This window comes from Leifsonia sp. Y878 (assembly GCF_057669685.1).
Genome location: NZ_JBYHFS010000001.1, coordinates 625,570 through 650,587 on the forward strand (window position 1 = coordinate 625,570; position 25,018 = coordinate 650,587).

Annotated in this window: 18 protein-coding genes; 11 read left to right on the forward strand and 7 right to left on the reverse strand. The window is 63.7% G+C overall.

Going from position 1 to position 25,018, the window contains the following annotated elements:
• Window positions 1-72: 72 nt before the first annotated feature.
• Window positions 73-783, reverse strand: a complete 711-nt coding sequence (locus tag AC25Y4_RS02940) for a DedA family protein (RefSeq protein ID WP_488118873.1) — start codon at window positions 781-783, stop codon at window positions 73-75.
• Window positions 784-829: 46 nt separating this feature from the next.
• Here AC25Y4_RS02940 and pabB point away from each other — a divergent pair, with 46 nt between their 5' ends.
• Both pabB and leuS read left to right on the forward strand, forming a co-directional pair.
• Entirely contained in the window at window positions 830-2,401 is a 1,572-nt protein-coding gene (gene pabB / locus AC25Y4_RS02945) for an aminodeoxychorismate synthase component I (RefSeq protein WP_488118874.1), read from the forward strand.
• A 70-nt stretch (window positions 2,402-2,471) separates the two neighbouring features.
• Window positions 2,472-5,057 (forward strand): leucine--tRNA ligase, encoded by a 2,586-nt coding sequence (leuS, locus tag AC25Y4_RS02950; protein ID WP_488119513.1) that lies wholly within the window; start codon window positions 2,472-2,474, stop codon window positions 5,055-5,057.
• 92 nt (window positions 5,058-5,149) lie between these two features.
• Here the strand turns inward: leuS and AC25Y4_RS02955 are convergent, their stop codons facing one another.
• Window positions 5,150-7,624, reverse strand: a complete 2,475-nt coding sequence (locus tag AC25Y4_RS02955) for a cell wall-binding repeat-containing protein (protein ID WP_488118875.1) — start codon at window positions 7,622-7,624, stop codon at window positions 5,150-5,152.
• Window positions 7,625-7,890: 266 nt separating this feature from the next.
• Here AC25Y4_RS02955 and AC25Y4_RS02960 point away from each other — a divergent pair, with 266 nt between their 5' ends.
• The 3 genes from AC25Y4_RS02960 to AC25Y4_RS02970 all read left to right on the forward strand — a co-directional run bounded on the left by AC25Y4_RS02960 (window position 7,891) and on the right by AC25Y4_RS02970 (window position 9,562).
• Window positions 7,891-8,616 (forward strand): ComEA family DNA-binding protein, encoded by a 726-nt coding sequence (locus AC25Y4_RS02960; RefSeq protein ID WP_488118876.1) that lies wholly within the window; start codon window positions 7,891-7,893, stop codon window positions 8,614-8,616.
• A 62-nt stretch (window positions 8,617-8,678) separates the two neighbouring features.
• Entirely contained in the window at window positions 8,679-9,131 is a 453-nt protein-coding gene (locus AC25Y4_RS02965) for a MerR family transcriptional regulator (RefSeq protein ID WP_488118877.1), read from the forward strand.
• Window positions 9,128-9,562 carry a carboxymuconolactone decarboxylase family protein gene (locus tag AC25Y4_RS02970; protein WP_488118878.1) on the forward strand — a complete coding sequence of 145 codons (435 nt, stop codon included), beginning with the start codon at window positions 9,128-9,130 and terminating at the stop codon, window positions 9,560-9,562. Before AC25Y4_RS02965 ends, AC25Y4_RS02970 begins: the two co-directional genes overlap by 4 nt.
• Before the next feature lie 344 nt (window positions 9,563-9,906).
• Here the strand turns inward: AC25Y4_RS02970 and AC25Y4_RS02975 are convergent, their stop codons facing one another.
• On the reverse strand, window positions 9,907-13,422 hold the full coding sequence (locus tag AC25Y4_RS02975) for an SIR2 family protein (protein ID WP_488118879.1): 3,516 nt from the start codon (window positions 13,420-13,422) through the stop codon (window positions 9,907-9,909).
• 316 nt (window positions 13,423-13,738) lie between these two features.
• Here AC25Y4_RS02975 and AC25Y4_RS02980 point away from each other — a divergent pair, with 316 nt between their 5' ends.
• The 6 genes from AC25Y4_RS02980 (at window position 13,739) to holA (ending at window position 21,133) form a co-directional block, all read left to right on the forward strand.
• Window positions 13,739-14,890, forward strand: a complete 1,152-nt coding sequence (locus tag AC25Y4_RS02980) for an SIR2 family protein (protein ID WP_488118880.1) — start codon at window positions 13,739-13,741, stop codon at window positions 14,888-14,890.
• A gap of 151 nt (window positions 14,891-15,041) precedes the next feature.
• Complete coding sequence (locus tag AC25Y4_RS02985) at window positions 15,042-16,643, forward strand: ATP-binding protein (protein ID WP_488119514.1); 1,602 nt, start codon at window positions 15,042-15,044, stop codon at window positions 16,641-16,643.
• On the forward strand, window positions 16,640-16,861 hold the full coding sequence (locus AC25Y4_RS02990) for a KTSC domain-containing protein (protein ID WP_488118881.1): 222 nt from the start codon (window positions 16,640-16,642) through the stop codon (window positions 16,859-16,861). Before AC25Y4_RS02985 ends, AC25Y4_RS02990 begins: the two co-directional genes overlap by 4 nt.
• A 182-nt stretch (window positions 16,862-17,043) precedes the next feature.
• Window positions 17,044-17,304: a carboxymuconolactone decarboxylase family protein gene (locus AC25Y4_RS02995; protein WP_488118882.1), complete on the forward strand. Its 261-nt coding sequence runs from the start codon at window positions 17,044-17,046 to the stop codon at window positions 17,302-17,304.
• A gap of 425 nt (window positions 17,305-17,729) precedes the next feature.
• Window positions 17,730-20,018, forward strand: coding sequence for a ComEC/Rec2 family competence protein (locus AC25Y4_RS03000; RefSeq protein WP_488118883.1), 2,289 nt, complete (start codon window positions 17,730-17,732; stop codon window positions 20,016-20,018).
• Window positions 20,019-20,104: 86 nt separating this feature from the next.
• Complete coding sequence (gene holA / locus AC25Y4_RS03005; protein WP_488118884.1) at window positions 20,105-21,133, forward strand: DNA polymerase III subunit delta; 1,029 nt, start codon at window positions 20,105-20,107, stop codon at window positions 21,131-21,133.
• Window positions 21,134-21,764: 631 nt separating this feature from the next.
• Here the strand turns inward: holA and rpsT are convergent.
• The 4 genes from rpsT to AC25Y4_RS03025 form a co-directional block, all read right to left on the reverse strand.
• Entirely contained in the window at window positions 21,765-22,025 is a 261-nt protein-coding gene (gene rpsT / locus AC25Y4_RS03010) for a 30S ribosomal protein S20 (RefSeq protein ID WP_488118885.1), read from the reverse strand.
• 118 nt (window positions 22,026-22,143) lie between these two features.
• Window positions 22,144-22,911, reverse strand: coding sequence for an alpha/beta fold hydrolase (locus AC25Y4_RS03015; RefSeq protein WP_488118886.1), 768 nt, complete (start codon window positions 22,909-22,911; stop codon window positions 22,144-22,146).
• Between the two features lie 59 nt (window positions 22,912-22,970).
• Window positions 22,971-23,600 carry a response regulator gene (locus AC25Y4_RS03020; protein ID WP_488118887.1) on the reverse strand — a complete coding sequence of 210 codons (630 nt, stop codon included), beginning with the start codon at window positions 23,598-23,600 and terminating at the stop codon, window positions 22,971-22,973.
• Entirely contained in the window at window positions 23,597-24,958 is a 1,362-nt protein-coding gene (locus tag AC25Y4_RS03025) for a sensor histidine kinase (protein ID WP_488118888.1), read from the reverse strand. The genes AC25Y4_RS03020 and AC25Y4_RS03025 overlap by 4 nt, the downstream gene beginning before the upstream one ends.
• Window positions 24,959-25,018 lie beyond the last annotated feature (60 nt).

Sequence of the window (25,018 nt, forward strand, 5' to 3'; positions counted from 1 at the left end):
CCGGTTTCTGCAGGCCTGGCGGAGGGGTCTCGAGACGGCCGTGAGCGGCCTCCTCGACCAACGGGGGCGTGGTTAGTCGCGCTGCGTCTCCGAGTCTGTCCCGTGTTCCGGCTCTGCCGGCTGCAGGGGCTCCACCGGCGCTGCCGCGTCTGCCATGTGACGCTCCTCCCGGTGCGAGATCACCTTCTTCACGACGAAGACGAGCAGCAGGAAAACCGCGATGATTCCCACGAAGATGTAGCCGGCGAAGTGCAGGCGCTCTGACATCTCCCGGTAGCTGCCAGCGGCGGCAGATGCCACAGACACGTAGGCGATCGCCCAGATCACGCACGCCGGGATAGTCCAGGCGATGAACCGGCGATAGCGCATCGGGCTCATACCAACGGTCAAGGGGATCAGTGAGTGCAACACGGGCAGGAACCGCGAGATGAATACGGCGATGCCCCCGCGCTTACGCAGGTAATTCTCAGCCCTGTGCCAGTTCTTCTCGCCGATCTTGCGACCGAACCAGCTGCGTCGGATCACCGGCCCGAACGCCCGACCGAGGGCGAAGCCGATGGTCTCACCGATCAGCGCCCCGAGGATCGCGGCGACGATGAGCGCGACGTACTCGACCGGGTTCGCCACGGCGGTGCTTGCCACGATGAGGACTGTGTCCCCAGGGACGACCAGACCAATCAGGATTGACGTCTCGAGCATGATTGCGACGCCGGCGAGCACCGTGCGCAGCACTGGATCGACACTTGAGACGGTGTCGAGTATCCAGCTGAGAATGTCATTCATCCGACTCAGCCTAAACGGTCAGAGCGGTGCACCCTAGGCTGGGCAGGTGCCCTCCTCCATTCGACGTATTCCACTCCGGGAATGGAGCGATCCAGAGCGTGCATTCGTGGCACTTTTCGGCCAGTCGGGACACGCATTCTGGCTCGACGCAGGCGTCAACGCCACGACAGGGATGAGTTACCTCGGGGCCGCGAGCCTCGGCACCCGGTGTGTGACGGCATCCGTCGACCCTGCTTCTGACCGCGAAACCCTCACCGTGACCCGGCCGGCAGACCCGACGGTCGGTGATGAGCGTTTCGAGGGCTCGATCTTCGAGTTCCTGGCGCGTGAGCTGCCGCGTGTCGACGCGGTCAACGCGGTCAACGGGGTCAACCGGGACGCAGCAGCAGCCCACTCGTTGCAGCAGAGTGAGCGGATGCCAAAGCTGACGCTCGGCTGGGTGGGCTGGTTCGGCTACGAGCTCGGCGCCAGAACGCTCGGGCTCCCAGCCCACCGGTCTCGGTTTCCGGATGCCGCCTGGCTGCAGGCCGATCGCGTTCTCGCCTTCGATCACGCTGCACGCACCGTCACGCTGATCGTCGATGCCGGACAGACGCAGGATCCTACAGAACTCGACGACTGGGTCACCTGGGCGGCGGCGCAGCTGCGCGCCATGAATGCCCACGCCGATGCCGATGCCGATGTCAATGCCGCTGACGCCCACCCTGCGGTGCCACCGGCATCCACTCCCACTCCCACATCCACACCCACCCCCACCCTGGCCTGGCGCCACAGCGCCACCGAATACGCCGAACTCCTCCGTCGCTGCCAGGAGGAGATTCGGGCCGGCAACGCCTACCAGCTGTGCCTGACCAACGAAATCCGGGTGGATGCCACCCCAGACCCGGTGGCGGCGTACCTGACACTGCGGCGGGGGAGTCCGAGCCATCACGGCGGACTCCTCAGGTTCGGCGACCACTCGCTGCTCAGCGCGACGCCGGAGCAGTTCCTCACGGTGACACCGGAGGGCCGGATGCGAACCAAGCCGATCAAGGGCACCCGGCCGCGGTCGGCGAATCCCGCTGAGGACGCGCGACTGGCTGCCGAACTCCTGGCCAGCGACAAGGAGCGGGCAGAGAACCTGATGATCGTCGATCTGATGCGTAACGACCTGGGGAGGGTTGCCGCGCTCGGGTCTGTGCAGGTCACTGATCTGCTGGCCGTCGAAAGCTATGAACATGTGCACCAGCTGGTGAGCACGGTCAGCGCCACCCTGGCCGACGGCCTCAGTGCGCTCGATGCCATCGCATCCGCTTTCCCGGCAGGGTCTATGACGGGGGCTCCCAAGATGCGCGCCATGAGTATCCTCGACGAACTGGAGGCCGGGCCGCGCGGCGTGTACGCAGGGGCCTTCGGCTACCTCGGCGTTGACGGCTCTGTAGACCTGGCCATGGTCATTCGCAGCATCCTGCTTGACCCGAGCGGGGCATCCGTTGGCACGGGCGGGGGAATCACGGCGCTGTCGGATCCAGCCGATGAAATCGAGGAGACTCTCGTGAAGGCGCGAGCCCTGGCGGTCGTGCTTGGGGTACCCGAATCAGACTTAGCCGCGGCATTGGGTCAGGGTTTAGTAACCTAGGAGCTTGGATGGCGCCACGCTGGCGCTGCATTGGGGTGCTTTCCCCATCACCGCACTGAATGAGAGTCACGTGGCACACGAGCACGACACCGCATCGAACGGACCTGAGAGCGACGAAGAGGTCTACGACTTCGCTGCCATCCAGGCCAAGTGGCAGCCGATCTGGGAGGAGCTTGACCCGTTCAATACGAACAACCCAGACGACACCCGCCCGCGCAAGTACGTGCTCGACATGTTCCCGTACCCCTCAGGCGACCTGCACATGGGCCACGCAGAGGTCTACGCGCTCGGTGACATCGTGGCCCGTTACTGGCGCCACCAGGGCTTCAACGTGCTGCACCCCATTGGCTGGGACTCCTTCGGCCTGCCGGCTGAGAACGCCGCCATCAAGCGCGGCATCGACCCGCGCGGCTGGACCTACGACAACATCGCGCAGCAGAAGAAGAGCATGAAGCTCTACGCGGCCTCCTTCGACTGGTCGCGAGAGATTCACACCAGCGACCCTGAGTACTACAAGTGGAACCAGTGGCTGTTCCTGCAGATGTACAAGAAGGGCCTGGCGTACCGCAAGGACAGCTGGGTCAACTGGGACCCGGTAGACCAGACCGTGCTCGCCAACGAGCAGGTGCTGGCCGACGGCACGAGTGAGCGCAGCGGCGCCGTTGTCGTGAAGAAGAAGCTCACGCAGTGGTACTTCAAGATCACCGACTACGCCGACCGCCTGCTCGACGACCTCAACCAGCTTGAGGGCAGCTGGCCGACCAAGGTGCTGCAGATGCAGCGCAACTGGATCGGCCGTTCCATCGGAGCCGACGTCGACTTCGTCATCGAAGGCCGCGACGAGCCCGTCAGCGTCTTCACCACCCGCCCAGACACCCTGCACGGCGCCACGTTCATGGTCGTTGCACCGGATGCCGACCTCGCGGCTGAGCTCGTCGCCGACTCGTCAGACGAGATCAAGACGGCATTCGCCAGCTACCTCGTCCAGGTGCAGAACAGCACCGAGATCGAGCGCCAGGCCACCGACCGTGAGAAGACCGGTGTCTTCCTCGGCCGCTATGCCATCAACCCGGTCAACGGCGAACGCCTGCCGATCTGGGCCGCAGACTACGTGCTGGCCGACTACGGTCACGGCGCCGTCATGGCCGTGCCTGCGCACGACCAGCGCGACCTCGACTTCGCCCGTAAGTTCGACCTCCCCGTTCGCGTCGTCGTCGACACGCTGGCTCCGGTCACCGGGGTCATCCCCGTTGTCACCGAGGCCATGCTGTCCGGCGACGAAGAACTGCCGCCGCTCGACCCGGCATCCACCGGCATCGCCTTGGCCGGCGAAGGCCGCCTGATCAACTCAGGCGCGCTCAACGGCATGAGCAAGAACACCGCGATCAAGCGCATCATTGAGCAGCTTGAGGCAGCCGGAACCGGCCGCGCAGCCAAGAACTACCGTCTGCGCGACTGGTTGATCTCCCGCCAGCGTTACTGGGGCACCCCGATCCCGATCATCCACGGCGAAGACGGCACCGAGATTCCGGTTCCAGAAGACCAGCTGCCCGTGCTGCTGCCGCCGACCGAAGGTCTCGACCTCAAGCCGAAGGGTACATCGCCGCTCGGTGGCGCGACCGACTGGGTCAACGTCACCAACCCGATCGATGGCACCCCGGCCAAGCGCGACGCCGACACGATGGACACCTTCGTCGACAGCTCGTGGTACTTCCTGCGCTTCCTGAACCCGACGGACGACACCAAGGCGTTCGACCCGAAGGAAGCCGAGAAGTGGGCGCCCGTCGACCAGTACGTGGGCGGCGTTGAACACGCAATCCTGCACCTGCTCTACGCGCGCTTCATCACAAAGGTGCTGTTCGACCTCGGCTACGTCTCCTTCACCGAGCCGTTCACCGCCCTGCTCAACCAGGGCATGGTCATCCTCGACGGCGCCAAGATGTCGAAGAGCAAGGGCAACCTCGTGTACTTCACCGAGGAAGTCGACCGTCACGGTGTTGACGCCATCCGCCTCACCATGGCGTTCGCCGGCCCGCCTGAGGACGACATCGACTGGGCTGACGTGTCCCCGGTTGGCTCTGCGAAGTTCCTCGCCCGCGCTTGGCGCGTTGCGCGTGACGTGACAAGCGCTCCCGACGTCGAGTGGAAGACCGGAGATGTGTCGCTTCGCCGCGTCACCCACCGCTTCCTCGCTGACGCGCCGAGCCTCGTAGAGTCCTTCAAGTTCAACGTGGTGGTTGCCCGTCTCATGGAGCTCGTCAACGCGACCCGCAAGGTCATCGACACCGGTGCAGGTGCTGCGGATGCCGCGGTGCGCGAAGCCGCTGAGGTCACGGCCATGACCCTCAACCTGTTCGCGCCGTACGCGGCTGAAGACATGTGGGAGCACCTCGGCTACGAGGCGACGGTGGCACTCGTGCCGTGGCGGAAGCCAGACCAGACCCTGCTCGTCGAAGAATCCGTGACCGCAGTGGTCCAGGTTGACGGCAAGGTTCGTGACCGCCTGGAGGTCTCCCCGAAGATCTCCGGCGACGAGCTGGAGAAGCTGGCCCGTGAGTCGGCATCCGTCATCCGCTCTGTCGGCGACCGCAGCATCGTGAAGGTGATTGTGCGGGAGCCCCGCATGGTCAGTATCGTGACGGCGCCCGCCGCCTAGTCACCCGCTCCCAGCGATAACGCGCCCGCCCGGCTGCTGTCATGCAGTCGGGCGGGCGCGTTTGTGTTGGGGCGTTCACCCGCTCGAACGGCCTAGCACCCCTTCATCGCTGCGACGTTCTCGCTGAGTGCGTTGGGGCCACCGAGCAGCGTCACGGCCGGCGTGCTGTACGCCACCAGGTCGGCGCGAATCGCCGGCGGAATGCAGCCGGGCTGCACAACGTAGAGCGGTGATTTCCGTGCGCCGGCGAGTGCCGCGCCAGCGAGTGCGTCGGGGAATGCAATCCCGGTGGCGAGATACACGTGGCTGGCGCTGGAGAACGCAGCCTTGTTCAGCTTCTGCGACGTGTCGAATCTGTCGGTTCCACTGATGCGGGCAACCGTCCCAACGGCAGACAGCGACCGGGAGACTCCGTCTGACACGGCATTCGGGCCGCCGACGATGGTGAGTGAGGTGATCTTCCGGGCGGCCAGCATGGTCGTGGTGGCGCTGTCAACGGATGCTGCGCCTCCATCAACGAGGACGACGGGAATTCCCGCTGTGCCTGCTGCAGCAGAGGCAGACAGCGCATCGGGGAAGTTCAATCCCGTGGCAACGTAGGCTGCGCCGACGGCGCCAGGGAAGGCGTGCCCGACGACAAGCCGTGAGGTCTCGAAGCGGTCGGCACCTGACAGCCGGATCGTGTTCGGTACCAGCGCTTTGATCTGGGACAGGGCGACGTCTGACACTGCGTTCGGTCCACCGACCACGACGATCTTTCCCGGCTTCAGTCGTCGGATCTCGGTGGCCACGACGTCGGGGAGCTTGCCTGGCTGGACCAGCAGCAGCGGGCCGCCCTCCTTCGTTGCTGCCGGTGCCGCTCCGAGAGCGTCAGGATAGTTCTCACCCGTCGCGATGTAGACGACAGACGCGGTGCCGGGATATGCGGCTTTCGAAATGCTCACGGCCGTTGTGTAGCGGTCGTCGCCCCAGAGCCGATCGACCGACGGCTTCCAGGCGCCGAACGAGAGCGTCACCGCCGCGGTTGCCCCGAGCGACGTGACACTGATTGACAGGCCACCGGATGCCATCGTCAGGGATTCGGACGCGCGAAGCGCGAAGTGGCGACCGCCCACGCCCGCGCTGTTTGGCACCGTCAGCACCGCCGACGAGGTGTCAGCGCGCAGGCGGAGCACTCGAACGCCGGTGTGCAGCGTCGGAATGGTTCTGGATGACGCATAGATCGAGCCGGCGTCAATCCCGGTGCCTGAGCGATACTCGATGAAGTAGGCCTCTCCGGTGCGTGGATCGATCACGCGCAGCCCGCGCAGGCCGGAGGTCGCAGAGGCGGGGTTCACCGCGAAGGACTGCGTGCTCGTCCCTGTGCCGACCGCACTGGTCACCGTCGGCAGCTCGCTGGGGCTGAGCGCACCCAGCTGGCTCTTCTGGGTGACGTTCAACGCCGTTATCTGGGCGTTGAAGAGCGCCGGGGTACCGAAGGTTGCACCCATGACGTCGTATGGGTCGAAGTACTCCTCGTCGAAGCATCCGTTGGAGAACGTGCCGTTGCCCAGGTTGGCGCCTTCAACGGTCATGTCGGGGCAGAAGTGGCCGTTGGAGTGGTTCAGCCCGAGGTTGTGGCCGAATTCGTGAGCCAGGAGCTCTGCTGCCGCGTAGTCGACATATGTGCCCCAGATGACTCCGCCAGAGTTCAGCGTTCCGACCGTGCCCCAGCCGATACCGTCTCCGTTTGCGCAGGAATCCGGCACGATCACCATGAGGTGCCGACCTGTGTCGGCGAAGTAGCTGTCCTGGCTGGGGTCGCCGAATGCGGTTGCGGCCACCTCCCACGCCAGATCGGGGTCGCAGGCGTCGGCATCGACAAGTCGCTTGACGGGGAGTGGCTTCGCAATGCTCGCAACCTGACCGGCTGACTGTGTCGCCCAGTAGCCGCTCAGCGTCTGGAGGAGCGTGGAGACGACGGAGTCTGCAACTACGATGTCTCCGCCGGCTTCGGTGACGATTGCGACGTCGACGGTGTGGGCAAGCGGAGCAACAAGGGCCGCGGCCAGCGGGGCTGTAATGCTGCCGGCCGTAACGGTGAGAGTGGTCTCCAGGCTTTCTGCTGCGGCCAGGATCTCCTGGCCGAGGTCTGAGGTGCTCTCGACGGGAGCCTCACTCAGCTCTGCATCGGGAAGTTCAAGGCGCACTGCGTCTGCGATCTCCGGTGCGTCGCTGGCGGGGATCGCCACGGTGCCGACGAATGTGCTGCCGCTGACGACGCCATCGGTCAGCGCGCCGTCAATCAAGACGGACTGACCGTCTGTGGTGCGCAGCCTGATGATGTCGGGCAGCAGGGATTCTGCTCCTGCACCTGGCGTCAGGTCACGACCGGAGTAGATGACAATTGTGCCTTCAACGTCCACCGATGTTGAGGAGTCCACGGCCGGGGAGTCGGCGGGTACATCGAGCGTCGCGGCCGAAGCTGGAGTAAGCGATGTGCCGATGAGAACCAGCGCCAGCGAGAGCGCGGCAACCCCTCCGCCTGCTGCTAACCTGCGCGGTGACGTGAATGCGTCGTTCTGCATGAATTCCCCCGAATACCGGCCATGTGACGTGCGCAGGTTCGGCGACGGCGCCGATACGCACACTCCGCATCGGCTAAATGAGTGAGTGCCCCTGGAATGTACTGAGCCCCTTGAATGTACTGAGGAGCACGGGCTGGCGCGAGGAATCGGTCACCCCCCAATCGGGGAGCGTGCCCTCGCCCCTCCACAGAATGTGCCCGGTGACGGCAGTCCACAGGCGCGACGACCGGCGCGGGGACCGGGTTCGGCGACCGTAGCCTGCTGGAATGGAGCACCCCGCGGCACCGGAAGATCCATTCGCCCGTCTGGCGCCCGGCCGGGGTGCCAGCCATGGTGCACGGTGGCGCTGGGGCATCGGCGCGGCGATCGTGGTGTTGGTGGTCGCTCTCGCTGCGTCAGTGGTGATCTCTGCCGTCGGTGCGCAGAGCAATCGTTCAACGATCATGCCGGCGACCGACGAGTCGACGGCGCAGGCGGAAGCGGATGCGACGGGTCAGGCTGGCGAAGATGGCGGGCGCACGGATGCCGGTGGCCAGCCGCAGGTATTCGTGCACATCCTCGGCGCGGTGGCGAACCCGGGCCTCTTCGAACTGGGCGAGGGCGCTCGGGTGATCGATGTCATCGCGGCGGCAGGCGGCCTCGCCGGGAACGCGGACCCGGCTGGCGTCAACCTCGCCCGCCTGGTGTCCGACGGCGAACAACTGTACGTCCCGGCAGTCGGGGAAGTAGTGGCCGGCCAGGCCGGGGGAGCCGGCGGGTCGGGTGCAGCGGGCGCAGCAGGCACGGGCGGCGCGAGTGGCGGCAAGGTCAATCTCAACACTGCGACGAGTACTGAACTGCAGACGTTGCCGCGCATCGGTGAAGCCATGGCGCAACGCATCATCGACTATCGGGATGCCAACGGCCGCTTCTCCAGCATCGACGACCTGCGGAACATCACGGGTATCGGCGACAAGACCTTCGAAGCGCTGAAAGACCTGGTCATGCTGTGACGCGCTGCGACGACGCGAGGTCGGCTTGACTTGGAGCGCACTCCAAGTCTTAGGCTCGCGGCATGACAGCAAATGAAACGCTCGGACGACATGAAGCGAGCCTGACCATCGCACAGGTCTCTGAGCTCACTCGGCTCTCGGCAGACACGCTGCGCTACTACGAGAAGGCGGGCCTGATTGAGCGCGTCGGACGGACGACGGGCAATCAGCGCCGATACTCATCCGCAGATCTAGCGTGGCTGGAATTCTTGCTGCGCCTCCGCGAGACCGGAATGTCCATCGCTGATATGCAACGTTTCGCTCGTCTGAGAGCGGCGGGCGACCCGTCGATCCCCGAGCGGATTGCGATGCTCCGAACTCATGCGGACGGGCTTGCCGACCACATCCGAATCCTCCAACAGAACGCGCTCGCTCTCGGCGAGAAGATCGCCCACTACGAGCAACTGCAGAACGCAGAGCAAGTGCAGAACGCACAGCAACTGCAGAACGCACAGGGAGCAGAGGACCGATCATGAATCAAGACCACGGCACGACAGCAGCTCGAACCGCCCGCGAGGCGGCGTTCGCCCGCGGAATGCGAACGTTGACGGCAATCGACGGCGCAGCCGGGCAGAACGTCATCGATTCGTTGCAAGATATTTCACCCGAACTCGGTCATCAGGTCGTGGCGTGGGCGTTTGGCGAGATGTACGAGCGACCGGCTCTTGCCCCACGTGACCGTCAACTGGTGACACTCGGAATGCTGACTGCACTCGGCGGATGCGAACCCCAGCTCGAGGTGCACATCAACGCAGCGCTCAATGTCGGGCTCAGCCCAGATGAGATCGTCGAAGCGCTGCTTCACTCGTCCGTCTATTGCGGCATGCCCAAAGCGTTGAACGCCACTTTCGTCGCCAAGAAGGTCTTCGGCGAACGCGGCCTGCTCCGATCCCAGGGGTCGGACTGAGTTGTAGCCGAGCTGGGTCGTACCTGCACTCAGCGGTAGCTGAACCGCAGAGTCCCCCGGTTCCCGCCTCCTGCTTCTCCGCAGGCGGAGTTCGACGCGAGGTCTGCACAGGTCTCTGGCGGTCGGGGGTGAGTATGCGCCCCGACTTAGCCTGCGGGGATGGAGCATCCGGCATCGCAAGGTCTCGCCAAAAGACCCAATGTCGCTGTGTCCGCCAGGGTTGACGCGCGGCTGGCTCTCCCGGCGTGTGCATGCTGGCTGGTCGCGGCGCTGTTGGTTGGCCTCCCTGACTGGGCGGCGCCCGCTGCGCTCCCCGGCAGAATCCCCGAGGATTGGCCAGCGGGTTAGAGGTCGATCCACTGGCCCGCATTGTGGATCCCAATGCCTATCGCTGCCTCAACCAACGCGCGCAGCCCTGAGGGTTCGGTCTCGAGCGCCTTGAGCCTTTGTACAAGCGCTTCGAGCTGATACGCGACGTGCCAATCCGCGCTCGTTGTTCGAACGGTGCGATCTGTCACGACGCTGGCAATGAGATTCGAGTTCTCTCTGACCTGCTCGTCAGAGAGGTCGCGAAACGTAGTCTTCGGACCAAGGGGTCCGGGAATGGCAGCGGTTAGTGCAAGGACGTCTCGAAGAACCGGTCCGGACCTTAACGCTAAGTCTCCCCAGGAGGACTTTTCGGTGTCTGACAGGGCTCCCGGAAGGAGTCGAGACCGTTGGATGAGCGTGTCGCGAAGCCAGCCGTCCCAGACCCGTCGTACTTCTACGGGTTCGACTTGCTCAAGGTTGTAGGCCAGCGCGTCAAAAAAACTCGCCAATCCACAATTCGCGTCGCTGGCTAATCTTGCGATGAGGCCTGGTTTGTTGACTGAGCTAGCTGTGGAATGAACGACAATCGAAGCAAGAACGTTCCAATGTTGGCCGTCGACCATCGATCCGGCGCGGCCTTGAACGGTGACGTCTGCGTTGACCAACAGGTCCCAAAAGCCGTCATCAAGCATGCGGTCGTCAAGGCGTGGCCGGTAAAGGAAGCTGGTCCAAGCTTGAGACGCGCGTTCGTCGATCTCGCTGTTGAAACGAGGGAATACGTCCTTGATCGCGTATCCAGGATCTGCCGCGTGTAGAAAATAGACCTCTCCTGCAAGGACGGCGAGTGGACCTTGGCCGGCGGTGGACGTCGTGTGGAGCATGACGCTGAGCGTTCTCTGCTCGTTCCCCGTAAGCCCCTGCCAATCGTCCCGACTGGCGCGCCACCGGAGACGGATACGGTTTATCCAGTACTGCGCAATGAATCCGGGCCAAGTGTTCAGAGCCAGGAATGTCCAGTCGTCTGACTCCGGGTGCTTGAACTCGGGAGCGTGGCGATCCCATATCTGTTGTGCCATGCCGTCAAGTTGTGCGAGTTGCTCGGGTGTTCGGGAATCGACTTTCCGATGCACGGCGCCCAACATAAGCTCGGCAAGTGCCCGCACGAGGTTGGGGTCCTCCACCAGGTGCACAACGTGGTCGGTTATCGTCGAGAGCAGTGAGTCACTAAGAGTGCTTTGAGCCCATCCTCGAAGGACGGCAGAGACGATGTCGGTCTGTCCATCGCCATCGGCCACCACCAGAAGTCCCTCGCCCAACTCTGGGTTAGCCTCGACCACCTGGCGGATCAGGGACAAGGCATCGTCCCAGACGGGCTGATCGAAGTCTCGCTCTGAGTAGTCTCGATTGTTCAGATCGCTGAGTGCTCTGCCTGCGCCTTGAGCCCGGATTAATTCGGCGAACTCCTCGACCTCGAATGGCAACTTGCTGCCCCACACTCCTGATGTCATGTATACGTCAAAATCCGGGTGTGGACGCGTGCCCATATCCGATTCCTGGGCGCGGATTTTGTCCAGTGCAGTATCGAGATCCGGCCAGTCTTTGACGAACCGAGACATCCATTCCAGGATGTCGAATATGCACCGGCGGTGAAGACGTTGTTCCGTGACGATGTCAAAATCCGGTGGACCTTCAAGCACGCGCTGGAGCAGTCGTGCTCGACGGTTGACGTCCAGCTCGGCCGCAGTCTGGCCGAGGAGCCTGAACACCTCGTGTTTGGTGCGGTGGTCGTAGATGTGCCCGGTTGAAAGCAGCAGGTCAATCTTCAAGTTTGCCCCGCGTTCTGTGTCCTCTGTCAGGCCGTGAATTGCCAGGCGTCTGAACAGTGCGAATGGGTCCGCTAGCCACCGATGCGTGTCAGACGGATCGCTGGAGTTGAGCAAGACGCTAGCGTCCCGTAGCCCATCAACTAGGGTGCTTTCAAAGGTGCGAGATTTGTCCTGCTCGTGTTCTTCGATGGCGGACCGCCCAAACGACCAGCTGTCCCACTTCGAATCAGGATTGAAGCGATGAAGGATTTCGTACGCGTCGCGAAGCGCTTGCTCGAAGGTATGAAGGACGCTGACGGCAATCGAAGCTAAGCCGGTTTGCGCGGTCTTCCACATCATCTCGAGATCAGATTCACTGCCCGACCAAGCAATTTTGGCGTCGATTTTCGGCGGGATCTCTGCGTCCTCTTCTGCGAACCAGGGCTTGCTTGCGCTTAGTACGAGGCGAGGCCGAACAACACGACGTAGAAATGGCATCACCGAGGCAGCATCAATCGCCGAGCCATGCAGGATCATCCACCCCTCTTCCGGTTCGACGGCATCGGATCGCAAACAAGCCGCTATGAGCGTCGCCAGTTTGATTGAGAGTTCTCGGTTGGAGGATCGGAGACGATAGGCTCCCCGCGCTAGCGCCCGCATCAAATCGTGGCTCGCCACGGGTCCAAGTCTGGCAATGACGCCCAGGGCGAGATCCGCAGAATCGTCGTCTAGGAGATAGAACTCGGCGAACCACTGGACAAGCTGGATTGACGAGTCGGAGTTGAGGCTTCCCGCCGTGAACATCGCGATGAACGCGGGCTGTTGTTCAGCCCACGCGAGCCACTCTCGGTCGCGAGCTACTTCCGCGAATGCGCGCACGCCAACTGGCGTTGTTATTGCATGACGAATGTAGTCATCGTCGACGGGGGTCTTCGGGGGTCCGCCCTGCACAATGGACTTCACGCGCGCGCCGTGGCCAAGCTGTCCCATAGCGAGACGGTTCGCCCATTCGTCAAGAACCTCAGTAAGCGCAGCGTGGCTATTGTCTGGCGGATAGCTCACAGGTGTGATGTGAAGGTCAGACCACTTCGTCTCGTCGGGCATATGAGTCAAAACGAACCGATTTGTGGAGGTTGGAAGGCCCCGGGCAAGGTATTTCATTACGGTGTCGTCGTGTGAGTAGCCGACGAACAGCACGACGCTATTTAGAAAGAGTTCCTGAACGAATCGGCGCGCCCAACCATCGGTGAGATAGGCCCGCCCAAAATCACCGTCGGTCAGAACTAGTTCAGTTGCTGGGCGAGAGGTAGAGCCGTGCAGGTGGACCAATCCCGAGAAATCTCTGGCTAGTGGCACAGCGGGTCCATTGAAGCGATCGCCGAGTGTGATGCCAGCGAGAGCGGCGGCGGCGGTGAGGTGCTCATCGAAGTTGGTTGTTACAAGCCTTGTCGTGGCGGAATGACGGGCAAGGCGCACGATCGCATTGTGGTTCGCGTTGGGCAGTGAGCCGGGTGATCCAATGATGTTCTTAGCCTGTTCGCGAACCACTGGCACTCGGTCTATGAGTCGGCCGAGGTACGCGTCCGCTGGCTCTTTCTCGAAGTAGGTTTCGCCGTTCAAGCGTGCGAGTTTCTCTGCAAGCCCGTTGAAGAGCGGAAGGTTCGACGGCGCGTTCAAGGAGACTCCGGCGCCCACAAAGAGCACAAGCGTGCCATCAAGCGCGGCTGAAATGAGCAGTTCTGGCACGTCAACATCTGGGGTGAGTCTCACATGTCCATTCCACACCACGAATGTTTGAGTCAATGGCTCGGCGCTCGTCTCATGCGAGCGGTCTTGGCTTCGTCCTCCCCCCAAAGGAGGGCACACGCTGAGCCGGAGCGCTCACACTAACCAAGCCAACTGAAATCGAATCATCACCAATATCGGCGTAAAACTGCAGCTGCATCCCTTGAGATGCCGTAGGTTCAGGAGAATGTCCTGATAGCGGCTTAGCCGCGTCGTGTATCTGTAGGTTGTGGGCCTTCGTCAGGATCTTCATTGAACATCCGATACCTTCAGAATCATGCTCACTCACAACGTCGCCAGTTTCGCCGGAGGACTGAGCGCGAAGCTCGCCACACGATCGCGGCACGTATGCACGTTCTTCGGAGCTGGCACTTCTAAAGCGTGCGGCCTGCCCGATGTCGTCCTGCTGACGGCGAACATCTCGGCCGGGCTGGAAGGCGAACAGCTCGAATCCTTCGAGCGCCTCACATCGTCCCGCAATCTTGAGCAGGCCCTTAGCCGGCTGAGACGGATCCAGGCGGTCGTTGACGAAGACGACGTGGTTGACGGCCTCACTTTGGAGCAAGCGAAAGAGCTCGATCTGGCAATTTGCAGACTGATCATCGAAGAGTTATCCGCGGTCGATGCTGATATGGAACCCGTCAACAAGCTGGCGGCTTGGGTCGCTCGTGCGGACTACTTGCGGCCAATCGAGCTGTTCACCGTCAACTACGACTGCGTGCTAGAGGCAGCGTTGGAAGCGAGAGGCGTTCCTTACTTCGACGGGTTTGTTGGGACGTGGAAAGCACGGTTCCGGACAGACATGGTCGAGGCAACCCAGAGCGACTCAGAAGTCCTCTTGCCGCCCTTCTTCGCAAGACTCTGGAAGCTGCATGGTTCGGTGAACTGGACCTGGGATCAGACTCATCCAGCGGGTGAGGTCCTGCGGCTGGGTGCCACCGTTCCCCACGATGAGGTCGCTGCCATTTTTCCCTCAGACGCAAAATACGAGGAATCCCGCCGCATGCCCTTCGTCGTGCTTCAGGACCGACTCCGGCGCGCACTCAACGAACCCGAAAGTCTGTTCCTCGTATCGGGCTATTCGTGGGCTGATGATCACCTGAACGAGCTCTTCTTCGATGCAGCGGCTCGCCGACCGCGTTCGGAGTTCATTGCATTCTGTTATTCGGCTATCCCAGGCAACCTTGCAGAAAAGGCGATGCAGACGCCGAATCTTCAGGTGATCACCCAAACTGAGGCCATCATCGGTGGTCTTCGTGCCCCCTGGGAAGGTCCCGGTGAGGGCGTGACTCTTCCCGATGACATCTGGAACGGGACTGCTTGCGGGCTTGGAGACTTCCGCAACCTGGCCAGCTTCTTGTCGCGTAGTTCCTCGGACTCCAGCTTGGACAGCCAGAGTCGACAAGTTGGGGTCTCGAATGCCGGATAGGGACGAGACCTATGTCGGTCGCGTGAGACACGTTCTTGGCTCGCAAATAACAGTGGAACTGGATCCTGGCCTTGCCGGAATCGCGCCCATCTACCGCGGGCAGCTGCAGCAAATCGGACAAATCGGTTCTCTTGTTCGAATGCCTCAGGGAATGGTAGATCTCATCGCCACCGTCACCCTCGTAGGCATATCAGAGCTGACTGCTGGCCTAGGACCTCGCGAGAGTTCCTCGGCGGGCGAGAGATGGCTGCAAGTGCAACTCCTCGGTGAGGTCGATAGGGGAACGAGGCAATTTCGACGCGGCGTAGGTTCCTATCCAGGTCTTGACGATCCCGTCCATTTCGCCCGGAGGGAGGAGCTGGAAGCCGTTTATCCTCCTGCATCGACCTCGCACATTCGCATTGGTCGGTTGTCAGCTGCGGAGACAGTTCCTATCGCCCTCGATGTCAACAAACTCGTCGTTCGCCATTCGGCCGTCGTTGGCTCTACAGGTTCTGGAAAGACAAGCGCAGTCGCGTCACTCCTGCAGAGCTTTGCCAATGGGCACTGGCCTGCAGCCAACATCGTGGTCATCGACAGCCATGGCGAATACTCTCATGCGCTGTATGGACATGCGTCCGTTAGATCAGTCCTTGGCCCAGAAAATGGCCGGCTACACGTACCGTACTGGGCGCTCCCAGCGGAGGACATCTTGCGGGCCTTCACCGGGTCCACCGGAGGTCCGACGACGCAGAAAACGTGGGCGACCCTGGTCGCTGAAGAGCGACGCAAATTCGTGAATGCGGCTTCTTGGCTCCACCTCGATCCACACGCCATTACTGCAGACACACCAGTGCCGTTTGATATCCGCGAGGCATGGCTGCAGCTGGACTCTGAGAACAAAGAAACTCGGCAAGCCAAAGCAAATCCAGATTCAATCTGCTTGGAAGTCGCGGGAGACGCGTCAACCCTGACGTCGGCGACTTACACCCCCCACGGGCCCGCCGGAAGTCCTCCCATGCAGGGTCCTTTTTTCGGTGTACACGGGAGCACCCCGGAACTCCTCCGCCTCGGTCTCCTTGACCCTCGCTTGGCATTCATGTTGGAGCCAGCTGGGACTGTCGACGGGCCCGACCCACTCGTCGACGCTGTCAACTCCTGGATCGGGGGGACAATGCCAGTATCAGTCCTCGACTTCAATGGCGTACCTGATTCGGCCGCCGAATTGGCCATCGGCGTCATTCTAAAACTGCTTTTCGACGTCGCGATACGAACGCCAAGTGGAATCGAGGGTATCGGTCGCCCAAGTCCTATTCTCATCGTGCTTGAGGAAGCCCACCGTTACTTAGGCGACAAGGCGGCACCCATTGCACGAGATGCCGCCAATCGAATAGCTCGGGAAGGCCGAAAGTACGGTGTCGGACTTATGCTCGTGACTCAGCGGCCGTCCGACCTGCCAGACACGGCATTGGCGCAGTGTGGGACCATCATTGCCCTGCGTCTGAGTAACAGCGCTGACCAAGGCAGAATTCGGACAGCTCTACCCGACAGTGTCGCCGGGCTTGCGGAAACACTCCCTTCCCTTAGAACGGGCGAGGCAATCATCAGTGGCGAAGCACTCGTATTACCAACTCGCGTTGTCCTCGACCGACCGAATCCCCTCCCACTGGCCGAGGATCCTTCTCTCGAGCCGTGGCGCACCAACGCTGGAACGCGAGACGTGAGTGGTGCGTTGGCTCGGTGGCGGGGCATTTATGAACAGGAGAGAAAATGACAATTGACTGGCGACCAGTTGCATCAGCCCGTATCGTCGCTGAAGCGTACGACGCGGAAACAGAAACTATTTACGTGGAGTTCCCGAAGGGCGGCGTCCAGTGGTGGTATACCGCTTGCCCGCCTGACGTCTGGGAACAATTCACAGCAGCTGGGCAGTCTAGAGGCCAGTTCATCCATCAGGTCCTTGATGGAAAACCGAACGGTCGGTTGGCTTAGCATCGAGTGCGGAAAGCGACCGAAGCGAGCAAAGTCCGGATGTCGGCGTTTAGGTGTCGTTAAAGTGAAAGGTGGCGCTGTGAGCGAGGATGGCAGTTTCGACTTCGGGCCAGCGAGCTACGCGTATCGCACGTGCCCCGAGTGCGGCCGCGCCCGAGCCTTTCTCGACTGACCGAGGCGAGATGTACGAGCGACCTGTCCTTGCCCCACGTGACCGTCAACTGGTGACAATCGGAATACTCACCGCGCACGGCGGATGCGAACCCCAACTCGAGGTGCACCTCAACGCAGCGCTCAATGTCGGGCTCAGCCCAGATCAGATCGTCGAAGCGGTGCTTCACGCTTCCGTTTATTGCGGCATGCCGAAGGCTCTGAACGCTACTTTCGTCGCCAAGAAGGTCTTCGGCGAACGCGGCCTGCTTCTGTCCCAGCCGTCAGAGTGAGCGGAAGCTGAACTGCAGCGGTTTGGGATCCACCACCCTCGAACCCTCCTGCTTCTCCACATGCGGTGTTCGACGCGAGGTCTACACAGGTGTCTGCGCGGTCGAGGGCCGGTACCCGCCTCGACTTAGCCTGCTGAGATGGTGCACCCAGCACGTCACAAGGTCCATTCGCTGAAAGCCCCGGGGTCCCTGTGACGGCCAGGGTCGACGCGCGGCTTGCTGTCCCGGCGGCAGCGTGCTGGCTGGTGGCGGCGCTGTTGATTGGCTTCCCCGGCGGGGCGGCGTCTGCTGCGATCGCGTTCGGGACTGCGGCCGCAGTGACTGCCACGCTGCTCGCAGTCTCGGCGCGCGGACCCCGGCGCGCCCTCCCGCGGCCATCCCGCCGTCACCGCCACTCGGGTACGCGGTCAGCTCGCGGACTCGCCATGATCGCTGTACTCGGCGTGAGCCTCGCGGGAGCGGGGCTCGTGGCGTCCGTTGTTGCTGTGAGAGGACCCACTCGTATGCCGGCCGTGGTGGCCCAGGTGATCGAGACTCATGGCAGCCCGAGCGTGGAGATCGTACTTCAGTCGGTGCCCGTGGCGAGTGGCACGATGGGTGGCGGCCAGTTTGGCGCAGGTGGCGTCCAACTCAGAGCTCGGGGCACGATCGTCAGCCTGACACGGAACGGTGGTCACGGCGCGGGCGGCGACGGTCACAGCGTGCACGCAGTCGCCGTGCCGGCGGTGATCTTCTTCGAAGCGGGCGAACCGGCTTCCCGCTACGAGCTCGGGGCAACCCTCTCGCTGACCGGCACCCTGAAGGCGACCACGCCGGGCGATGCAGCCGCTGTGTTGCTTTTCGGTACGAACCCGCCAGAGGCGCGCGCGCCGCCAGCCTGGTGGCTCGCGTGGGCCAACGGCCTGCGCTCCGGGTTCTCCGCGGCCGCCGCAACGCTGGGCGGTGACGGTAGCGCGCTGTTGCCCGGTCTGTCGATCGGGGATACATCGGCGGTGACGGATGACCTCGACGCGGCCATGAAGCAGAGTTCACTCAGTCATTTAACGGCTGTATCCGGTGCGAATTGCGCATTGGTGATCGCCATCATCATGGTCTGCGGGGGCTACCTGCGCCTGCGTCGGGGGCTGCGCATCGCGCTCTCGTTGCTGGTGCTGGTTGGGTTCGTTGTCCTCGTCACACCGGAGGCGAGTGTGTTGCGGGCTGCGGTCATGGCGACGATCGTGATGCTCTCACTGGGTGCCGGCCGGCCGGGCAGAGGAGTGCCTGCCCTGCTCCTGGCCGTCATCATCCTGCTCATCTCAGACCCCTGGCTCAGCCGCAACTACGGCTTTGCGCTGTCGGTGCTGGCGACCGCGGGTCTGTTGGTGCTCGCAGCGCCGCTGGCACACGCGCTCGGGCGCTGGATGCCGCAGGGACTGGCAGCACTCCTTGCGCTGCCTCTGGCGGCGCAGCTGGCGTGCCAGCCGGTGCTCGTTCTTCTCAGCCCCACCGTCGCCCTGTATGGGGTTCCGGCGAATCTGCTCGCGGCGCCGGCCGCTCCAGTGGCCACAATGCTCGGTCTCCTCGCCTGTCTGCTCCTGCCGTTCCTGCCCGGTGTGGCCAACGCGGTGTTGCATGTTGCGTGGTGGCCGTCGTCGTGGATTGCGGCGACGGCCAGGTTCACGGCAGAGCTTCCGGGCAGCAGGCTGCCGTGGGTGGGCGGCGTGGTTGGTGTCATATCGCTGATAGTTCTGACGGCGTTGGCGCTGGCGCTCCTCCTGACACGGACTGCCGGTGTCGGGCGTCGGACGACGCAGATAGCGAGGGCGGCGGGGTTCTGCGTGCTGGCCGCCTTCGTCGCCGGGTACGCAGGAACCGGCATCGGCTCGCTCATCGGGCGCACGACGAGTTTCCCCGCTGACTGGCAGATCGCTGCGTGCGACATCGGGCAGGGCGATGCCGTACTCGTGCGTGACGGAAGCCAGATCGCGCTCGTCGACGTTGGACCAGACCCTGCGCTGCTCGACGACTGCCTGGTCGAACTTGGTATCACGCGCATCGACCTCCTGGTGCTGACCCACTACGACCAGGACCACGTCGGCGGGCTCGACGCCGTGCTCGGGATGGTCGACACGGCGCTGGTGGGCGAGCCGGCCTCAGCCACCGACGAGCGCGTGCAAGCCCGCCTGCGCGCCGGTGCGGCTGACGTGCGGGAGGCGGCGAAGGGTGACGCCGGCCAACTCGGCGAACTGTGGTGGGAGGTGCTCTGGCCGCTGCCTGATTCGTCGTTTGAGACGGGGAACGACGGAAGCGTTGTTGTCACGTTCGAGGGGCGCGGCATCCGCTCAATCTTTCTTGGCGACCTGGGAGAGGAGGCTCAGGATGCGCTCTGGACGGCGTCGCACCCGGCCCCTGTTGATGTGGTCAAGGTCGCCCACCACGGTTCCGGCGACCAGAGTGCCCTGCTCTACCAGCGGCTGCGCGCGCGAGTCGGGGTGATCTCGGTTGGTCGTGATAACGGATACGGGCATCCGACGCCGCGCCTGCTTGACCTGCTGGAGAGCACGCGCACCACCGAGTTCCGCACGGACGAGCGGGGGTTGGTCGTGATCGCGCCCGCCGACGATCCCGATCCCGATCCCGATCCCGATCCCGACTCTGATCCCGACGAGGACGGCGATGCCCTCACCATCTGGACGGAGCGGTTGGCAGGTAGCAGCAGCAGCGGTCGCTAGCTGGGCGGGGCTGGCTGTGCACGGCAAGCTGGGAATGGATGACAGTGGTCACGGCTAGGCTGGAAAGCACGAGAAAGAGGAGCCGAGTGGCGACACGACCTGCAGCATCAAGCCGCGCAAAGTCCTCAGTGGCAATCCCGCAGCTCAGCTGGAATCAGGTGCGCCCAGCCCCGATCGTGCTTGTATCGGGTACGGAGGCCTTCCTGGCCGAGCGTGCGACGCGTCAACTGCGCGACTTCCTAAAGCTCGAAGACCCCAGCATTGAAGTCAGCGATATCCAGGCCGACAGCTATGCGCCTGGCGAACTCCTGACTCTCGCGAGCCCGTCGCTGTTCAATGAGCCCCGGCTCATTCGCGTGGCATCCGTTGAGAAGTGCAGCGACACGTTCCTTGCGGAAATCCTCGAGTACATCACGAACCCGGCTGAAGACACCTACGTGATTCTTCGGCACGGCGGGGGAGTGCGTGGCAAGAAGTTGCTCGACACCCTGCGGAGCGGCGTCGGCGGCGCTGTCGAGGTCGTCTGCGCCGAACTGAAGAAAGACGCCGAGAAGTACGAGTTCGCGTCGACGGAGTTCAAGGTCGCCGGCAAGCGGGTCACGGCCAGCGCGCTGCGCTCCCTCGTCGCTGCCTTCTCCGACGACCTCGCCGAGTTGTCTGCCGCCTGCCAGCAGCTGATTGCGGATGCAACGTCAGAGATCACCGAGACCACAGTCGACCGGTACTACGGCGGTCGCATCGAAACGAACGCGTTCAAGGTGGCAGATTCGGCGATCGCGGGCCGCCGCGGCGAGGCACTCATCACCCTGCGTCACGCCCTGTCGTCCGGTGCCGATCCCGTTCCGATCGTCGCTGCGTTCGCGAGCAAGATCCGCACCATGGCGAAGCTCTACGGCGTGCGCGGCGGCAGCGGGCAGCTCGCCTCGCAATTCGGGCTCGCGCCGTGGCAGGTCGAACGAGCCCAGCGCGACCTGCGCGGCTGGACCGACGAAGGTCTCGCCCGCTCCATCCAGGTCCTGGCCGAAACGGATGCCAGCATCAAGGGTGCAGGACGCGACCCGGTCTTCGCACTCGAGCGTCTGATCGGCGTCATCGCCCAGCGCGGCGACAGCTAACTCCTACCCGCCCCCTGCGCGCTTTGCTAGGGCCCCGGCCGCACCCCGCCGCATCCCGGTCTGTGGTCGAACCGGTTCCCGTAGGCCTGCGCGATTCACCACCTCGGTGGTCGAGGAGCGAGCGCCAGCGAGCGTCTCGAGACCTCGCAGGCCGTCCTTCAGAACCCCTGGGCCACGCATCCGCTTCGCTGAGATCGCCGTTACGACCGAGAATCGCCGTTGCAACAGCGATTCTCGGCGGAAACGGCGACTCTCGGCGGGAATGAGGCGGAAAGAGGGCCGTGACCGACCATATGGTTGCCCCGCGGTTGAGGCGTCACGTGCTCGACTAGGCATGCGGAGCGTCGCGAAGCAGCGGATGCCGAGAGGCGACCTGTCACGGATGCCGCGCGGTCGCGAGAACAGGACGAATCGTCCTCGTGTCATCGAAAACAGGACGGATCGCGCTCTCTGGGAGAGGACTTCCTGTTTTGGCGACGGTCGTACGCAAAAATCCGCGTGGCAAAACCCGCCGCACCGAACCCCGCCCGTTTACGCACCGACCGCCGCGTCAAAGCCCCGCCCCATAACGCACAAAACCCCCGCCTCGAAAGACGGGGGTATTGAAATCGCCCGAAGGCGAGAGTGCTATTTAGAGGGAAGCAACTGCCTTGGCAATTGCCGACTTCTTGTTAGCAGCCTGGTTCTTGTGAATGACGCCCTTGCTGACGGCCTTGTCAAGCTTCTTCGAAGCGAGGGCCAGGCTGGCTACAGCCTTGTCCTTGTCGCCTGCGGTTACAGCTGCGCGGGTCGTGCGGACGGCGGTCCTGACCTCGCTCTTGACGGCCTTGTTGCGGTCCTGGGCCTTCTTGTTGGTGCCAATACGCTTGATCTGCGACTTGATGTTTGCCACGTTTATACGCTCTCGTTCGGTTCTAATTGGATGTGCCGCTAGACGGTAGAGGGGCGTTTCGCGGCGAAAGTCGTGTGGGGTGGGACCCATCACGCAAGTCAACAAGCAACGTTATCAGTTATTTGGCCTTGCCGACAATCGAGGGCGCCGGATCCTGACGGATCGACACGTCGAGTTCCGCCGCGATGCGGCGCAGGGCTGCCGTGAAGCGTTCCGGCTGCGACAGGCTGGCCAGGTGAGACGCCCCGTCGACGATCACCAGGCGCGCGCGGGGGTTGGCCGCCAGGAAGCGTCGCTCGTGCAGCCGGAAGTGGTCGAATTGCCCGTTGAGCAGCCACACCGGCCCTGGATACGCGGCAAGATCACCCAGCGGATCGAGCGCTCCGGTCGCCGACAGCCCTGCAGCCATCACGTCGAGGGCCACCCCGCCGGCCAGCACATCGGCCGCGGCTTCGGCGGGCAGCGTGCGTTTCACGATCGTGGTGTGCAGCCAGAGCCCCTTATCCGGCATCCGGTGAATGAGATCGGCCAGCGCGAGGTAACCCCGGAGCGGCAACCCAAGGGGCAACGCGGCGCAGTCCGCGGCGACGAGCCCGCGTACGCGCTCAGGGTGGGTGGCGGCGTACGCCGTGGAGAAGTATCCGCCGAGTGAGAGGCCCACCAGCATCACGGGTTCGCCTGGCTCTGCGACGGCGTCGATGCCGGCATCGATGGCGTCAAGGGCGGCATCCACTGAGAACTCAGCCTCGAGGTTGATGCCGTGGCCCGGCAGGTCGATTGCCAGCACGCGATAGCCGGCCTTGTGCAGCGCGTCGACCTGGTGCCGCCACATGGTCGAAGAGGCACGGATGCCGTGCACGAGCACAATCGGAATGCTGTCTGTCATCTGCACACCTTTCAGCCGGTGGTCATGAGGTGCCGGCGAGGTGGCACCCTCTGTGCAGGCTACTGCGGGTTCCTGATCGTGCCGAGGGCCCTGGCCTGCACGACGGCGGCCGTGCGCGAGCTCACGCCGAGCTTGGTGAAAATGTGTACGAGGTGCGACTTGACGGTGGCTTCGGAGAGGAACAGTTCCTGCCCGATCTGTCGGTTTGAAAGCCCGCCCGCCACCAGCGTCAGCACCTCCGTTTCGCGCAGGGTCAGCTGCGTCTCCGGCTCCCTGGTGCTCGGATCGAGCCGGGAGGCGATGGCGGGCGCGAGTGCGCTCTCGCCGGCAGCGGCAGCGCGAACGGCTGCGACGAGTTCGGCAGGGGGCGCGTCCTTCAGCAGGTATCCGCTGGCACCGGCCTCGACGGCGCCCAGGATGTCGGCGTCCGTGTCGTAGTTGGTCAGCACGAGCACGTGCGGTGGTTGGGGGAGTGCCCGCACGCGCCGGGTGGCTTCAGCGCCCTGTAGGGTTCCGCCGAACTGTAGGTCCATCAGCACGACGTCGATGTCGAGCTCTGCGGCCAGTTCGACGGCATGTTCTGCTGTCGATGCCTCGGCGACGATGTCCATGTCGGGCTCGGCGGAGAACAGCGCCCGCAGGCCGGCGCGCACGACAGGGTGATCATCGGCGATGAGCAGGCGGATCATGAGGGCTCCGTGTTGAGTGGGGTGGCGGCTGGTGGCGCGTCGACAGGTGGCATGGACAGGTCGGCCGGCGCGTCAGTGAGCGGCGCGTCAGTGAGCGGCGCGTCAGCGAGTGGCGTGTGGATCGACTCGTCGAGCGGGAACGTGACGGCGATGGCGGTTCCGCTGCCCGGTGCCGACTCCAGCACGAAGGTGCCGCCGAGCTGTTCGACCCTGGCGCGAATCGCGCGCAGGCCGAATGAGTCCGGCCGCCCGGCCAGTTGCGGCCCTGCCGGATCGAACCCGACGCCGTTGTCGACGATGTCGAGGGCGATGGAGTCAGGCATATAGCTGAGCGTGAGCTCGGCCCTGTCTGCACGGGCATGCTGGGCCACATTGGCGAGCGAGCCCTGGGCAATGCGCAGCAGCGTGGCTTCGAGGCGCATCGGCAACGGCACCGGTTCGCCGGTGACGTGGACGATGACCGACACCCGGGCTGCTCCAGGCTCGCCGCTCACGGTTGCAGCGGATGCCGACACCCCCTCAGCCAGCCGCGCCAGGGCGGCGGGCAGCGTCTGGGCGTCGAGGGCTGGCGGCGTGAGTTCCCGGATGAAGCGGCGGGCCTCCCGCAAGTTGATCGCCGCGGTCTCCCGCGCAAGTCGCAGGTGTTCGAGCGCCGTGGCATCCGTCACCGTACGCTCAGCGGCGTGCAACAGCAGCTGGATGCTCGACAGACCCTGGGCCACCGTGTCGTGGATCTCCCGCGCCAGGCGCTCCCGCTCTGCGGCGGTGCCTGATGCCCTGGCCGTCGCGGCCAGCTCCGCCCGTGTATCGATGAGGTCGGCAATGAGCGCTTGCCGCTCGACGGCCTCGTGCAGGAGGGCGCGATAGCCGAGGCCAACCGCCACCGCGGCACCGGCGCCAATGAGAGGCCCGAGCGTTGCACCGAGGTTCCAGCCCAGGTGCCAGGTGAGCGCCCAGATCGCCAGGATCACGCTGACGCCAACGGCCGGGATCGCCCAGCGCAGCGGAAGAACGTGGAGTTGCAGGAAGAAGAGGGGGAAGACGATGTACGCGGCATCGGAGGCCAGCAACGTGAGCGCCAGCCATTCGATCATCAAAACCAGCAGCCACACCGGTACGATCCAGCGGTCGGCGCGCACCGTGAGGAGGACATTGCCACCGACATACGTGGCGAGGAAGACAACTGCGAGCGTGATGACGAGCGCTGGATACGGCCAGACGCCGAACGCCGCGCGCAGAATCACGAATGCGGTGAGCCCAACGATCAGCATGTGCAGCGCAATGCGCAGGCCCGTCAAGACGGGAGTCAAGGCGGAATGCGGCAGCCTGCTGATGAGCATGGCATCTGAGGTGGACATCGCGATCAGCCTAACCAGCGCACGTGTGAGCGAGCATCCATCAAAAGAGTGAAACCCTGT

Coding starts and splice junctions, on each gene's coding strand:
- AC25Y4_RS02940 (WP_488118873.1), bottom strand. CDS start 783: ATGAATGACATTCTCAGCTGGATACTCGACACCGTCTCAAGTGTCGAT.
- AC25Y4_RS02955 (WP_488118875.1), bottom strand. CDS start 7,624: ATGCAGAACGACGCATTCACGTCACCGCGCAGGTTAGCAGCAGGCGGA.
- AC25Y4_RS02960 (WP_488118876.1), top strand. CDS start 7,891: ATGGAGCACCCCGCGGCACCGGAAGATCCATTCGCCCGTCTGGCGCCC.
- AC25Y4_RS02965 (WP_488118877.1), top strand. CDS start 8,679: ATGACAGCAAATGAAACGCTCGGACGACATGAAGCGAGCCTGACCATC.
- AC25Y4_RS02970 (WP_488118878.1), top strand. CDS start 9,128: ATGAATCAAGACCACGGCACGACAGCAGCTCGAACCGCCCGCGAGGCG.
- AC25Y4_RS02980 (WP_488118880.1), top strand. CDS start 13,739: ATGCTCACTCACAACGTCGCCAGTTTCGCCGGAGGACTGAGCGCGAAG.
- AC25Y4_RS02985 (WP_488119514.1), top strand. CDS start 15,042: ATGGTAGATCTCATCGCCACCGTCACCCTCGTAGGCATATCAGAGCTG.
- AC25Y4_RS02990 (WP_488118881.1), top strand. CDS start 16,640: ATGACAATTGACTGGCGACCAGTTGCATCAGCCCGTATCGTCGCTGAA.
- AC25Y4_RS02995 (WP_488118882.1), top strand. CDS start 17,044: ATGTACGAGCGACCTGTCCTTGCCCCACGTGACCGTCAACTGGTGACA.
- AC25Y4_RS03000 (WP_488118883.1), top strand. CDS start 17,730: ATGATCGCTGTACTCGGCGTGAGCCTCGCGGGAGCGGGGCTCGTGGCG.
- AC25Y4_RS03015 (WP_488118886.1), bottom strand. CDS start 22,911: ATGACAGACAGCATTCCGATTGTGCTCGTGCACGGCATCCGTGCCTCT.
- AC25Y4_RS03020 (WP_488118887.1), bottom strand. CDS start 23,600: ATGATCCGCCTGCTCATCGCCGATGATCACCCTGTCGTGCGCGCCGGC.
- AC25Y4_RS03025 (WP_488118888.1), bottom strand. CDS start 24,958: ATGTCCACCTCAGATGCCATGCTCATCAGCAGGCTGCCGCATTCCGCC.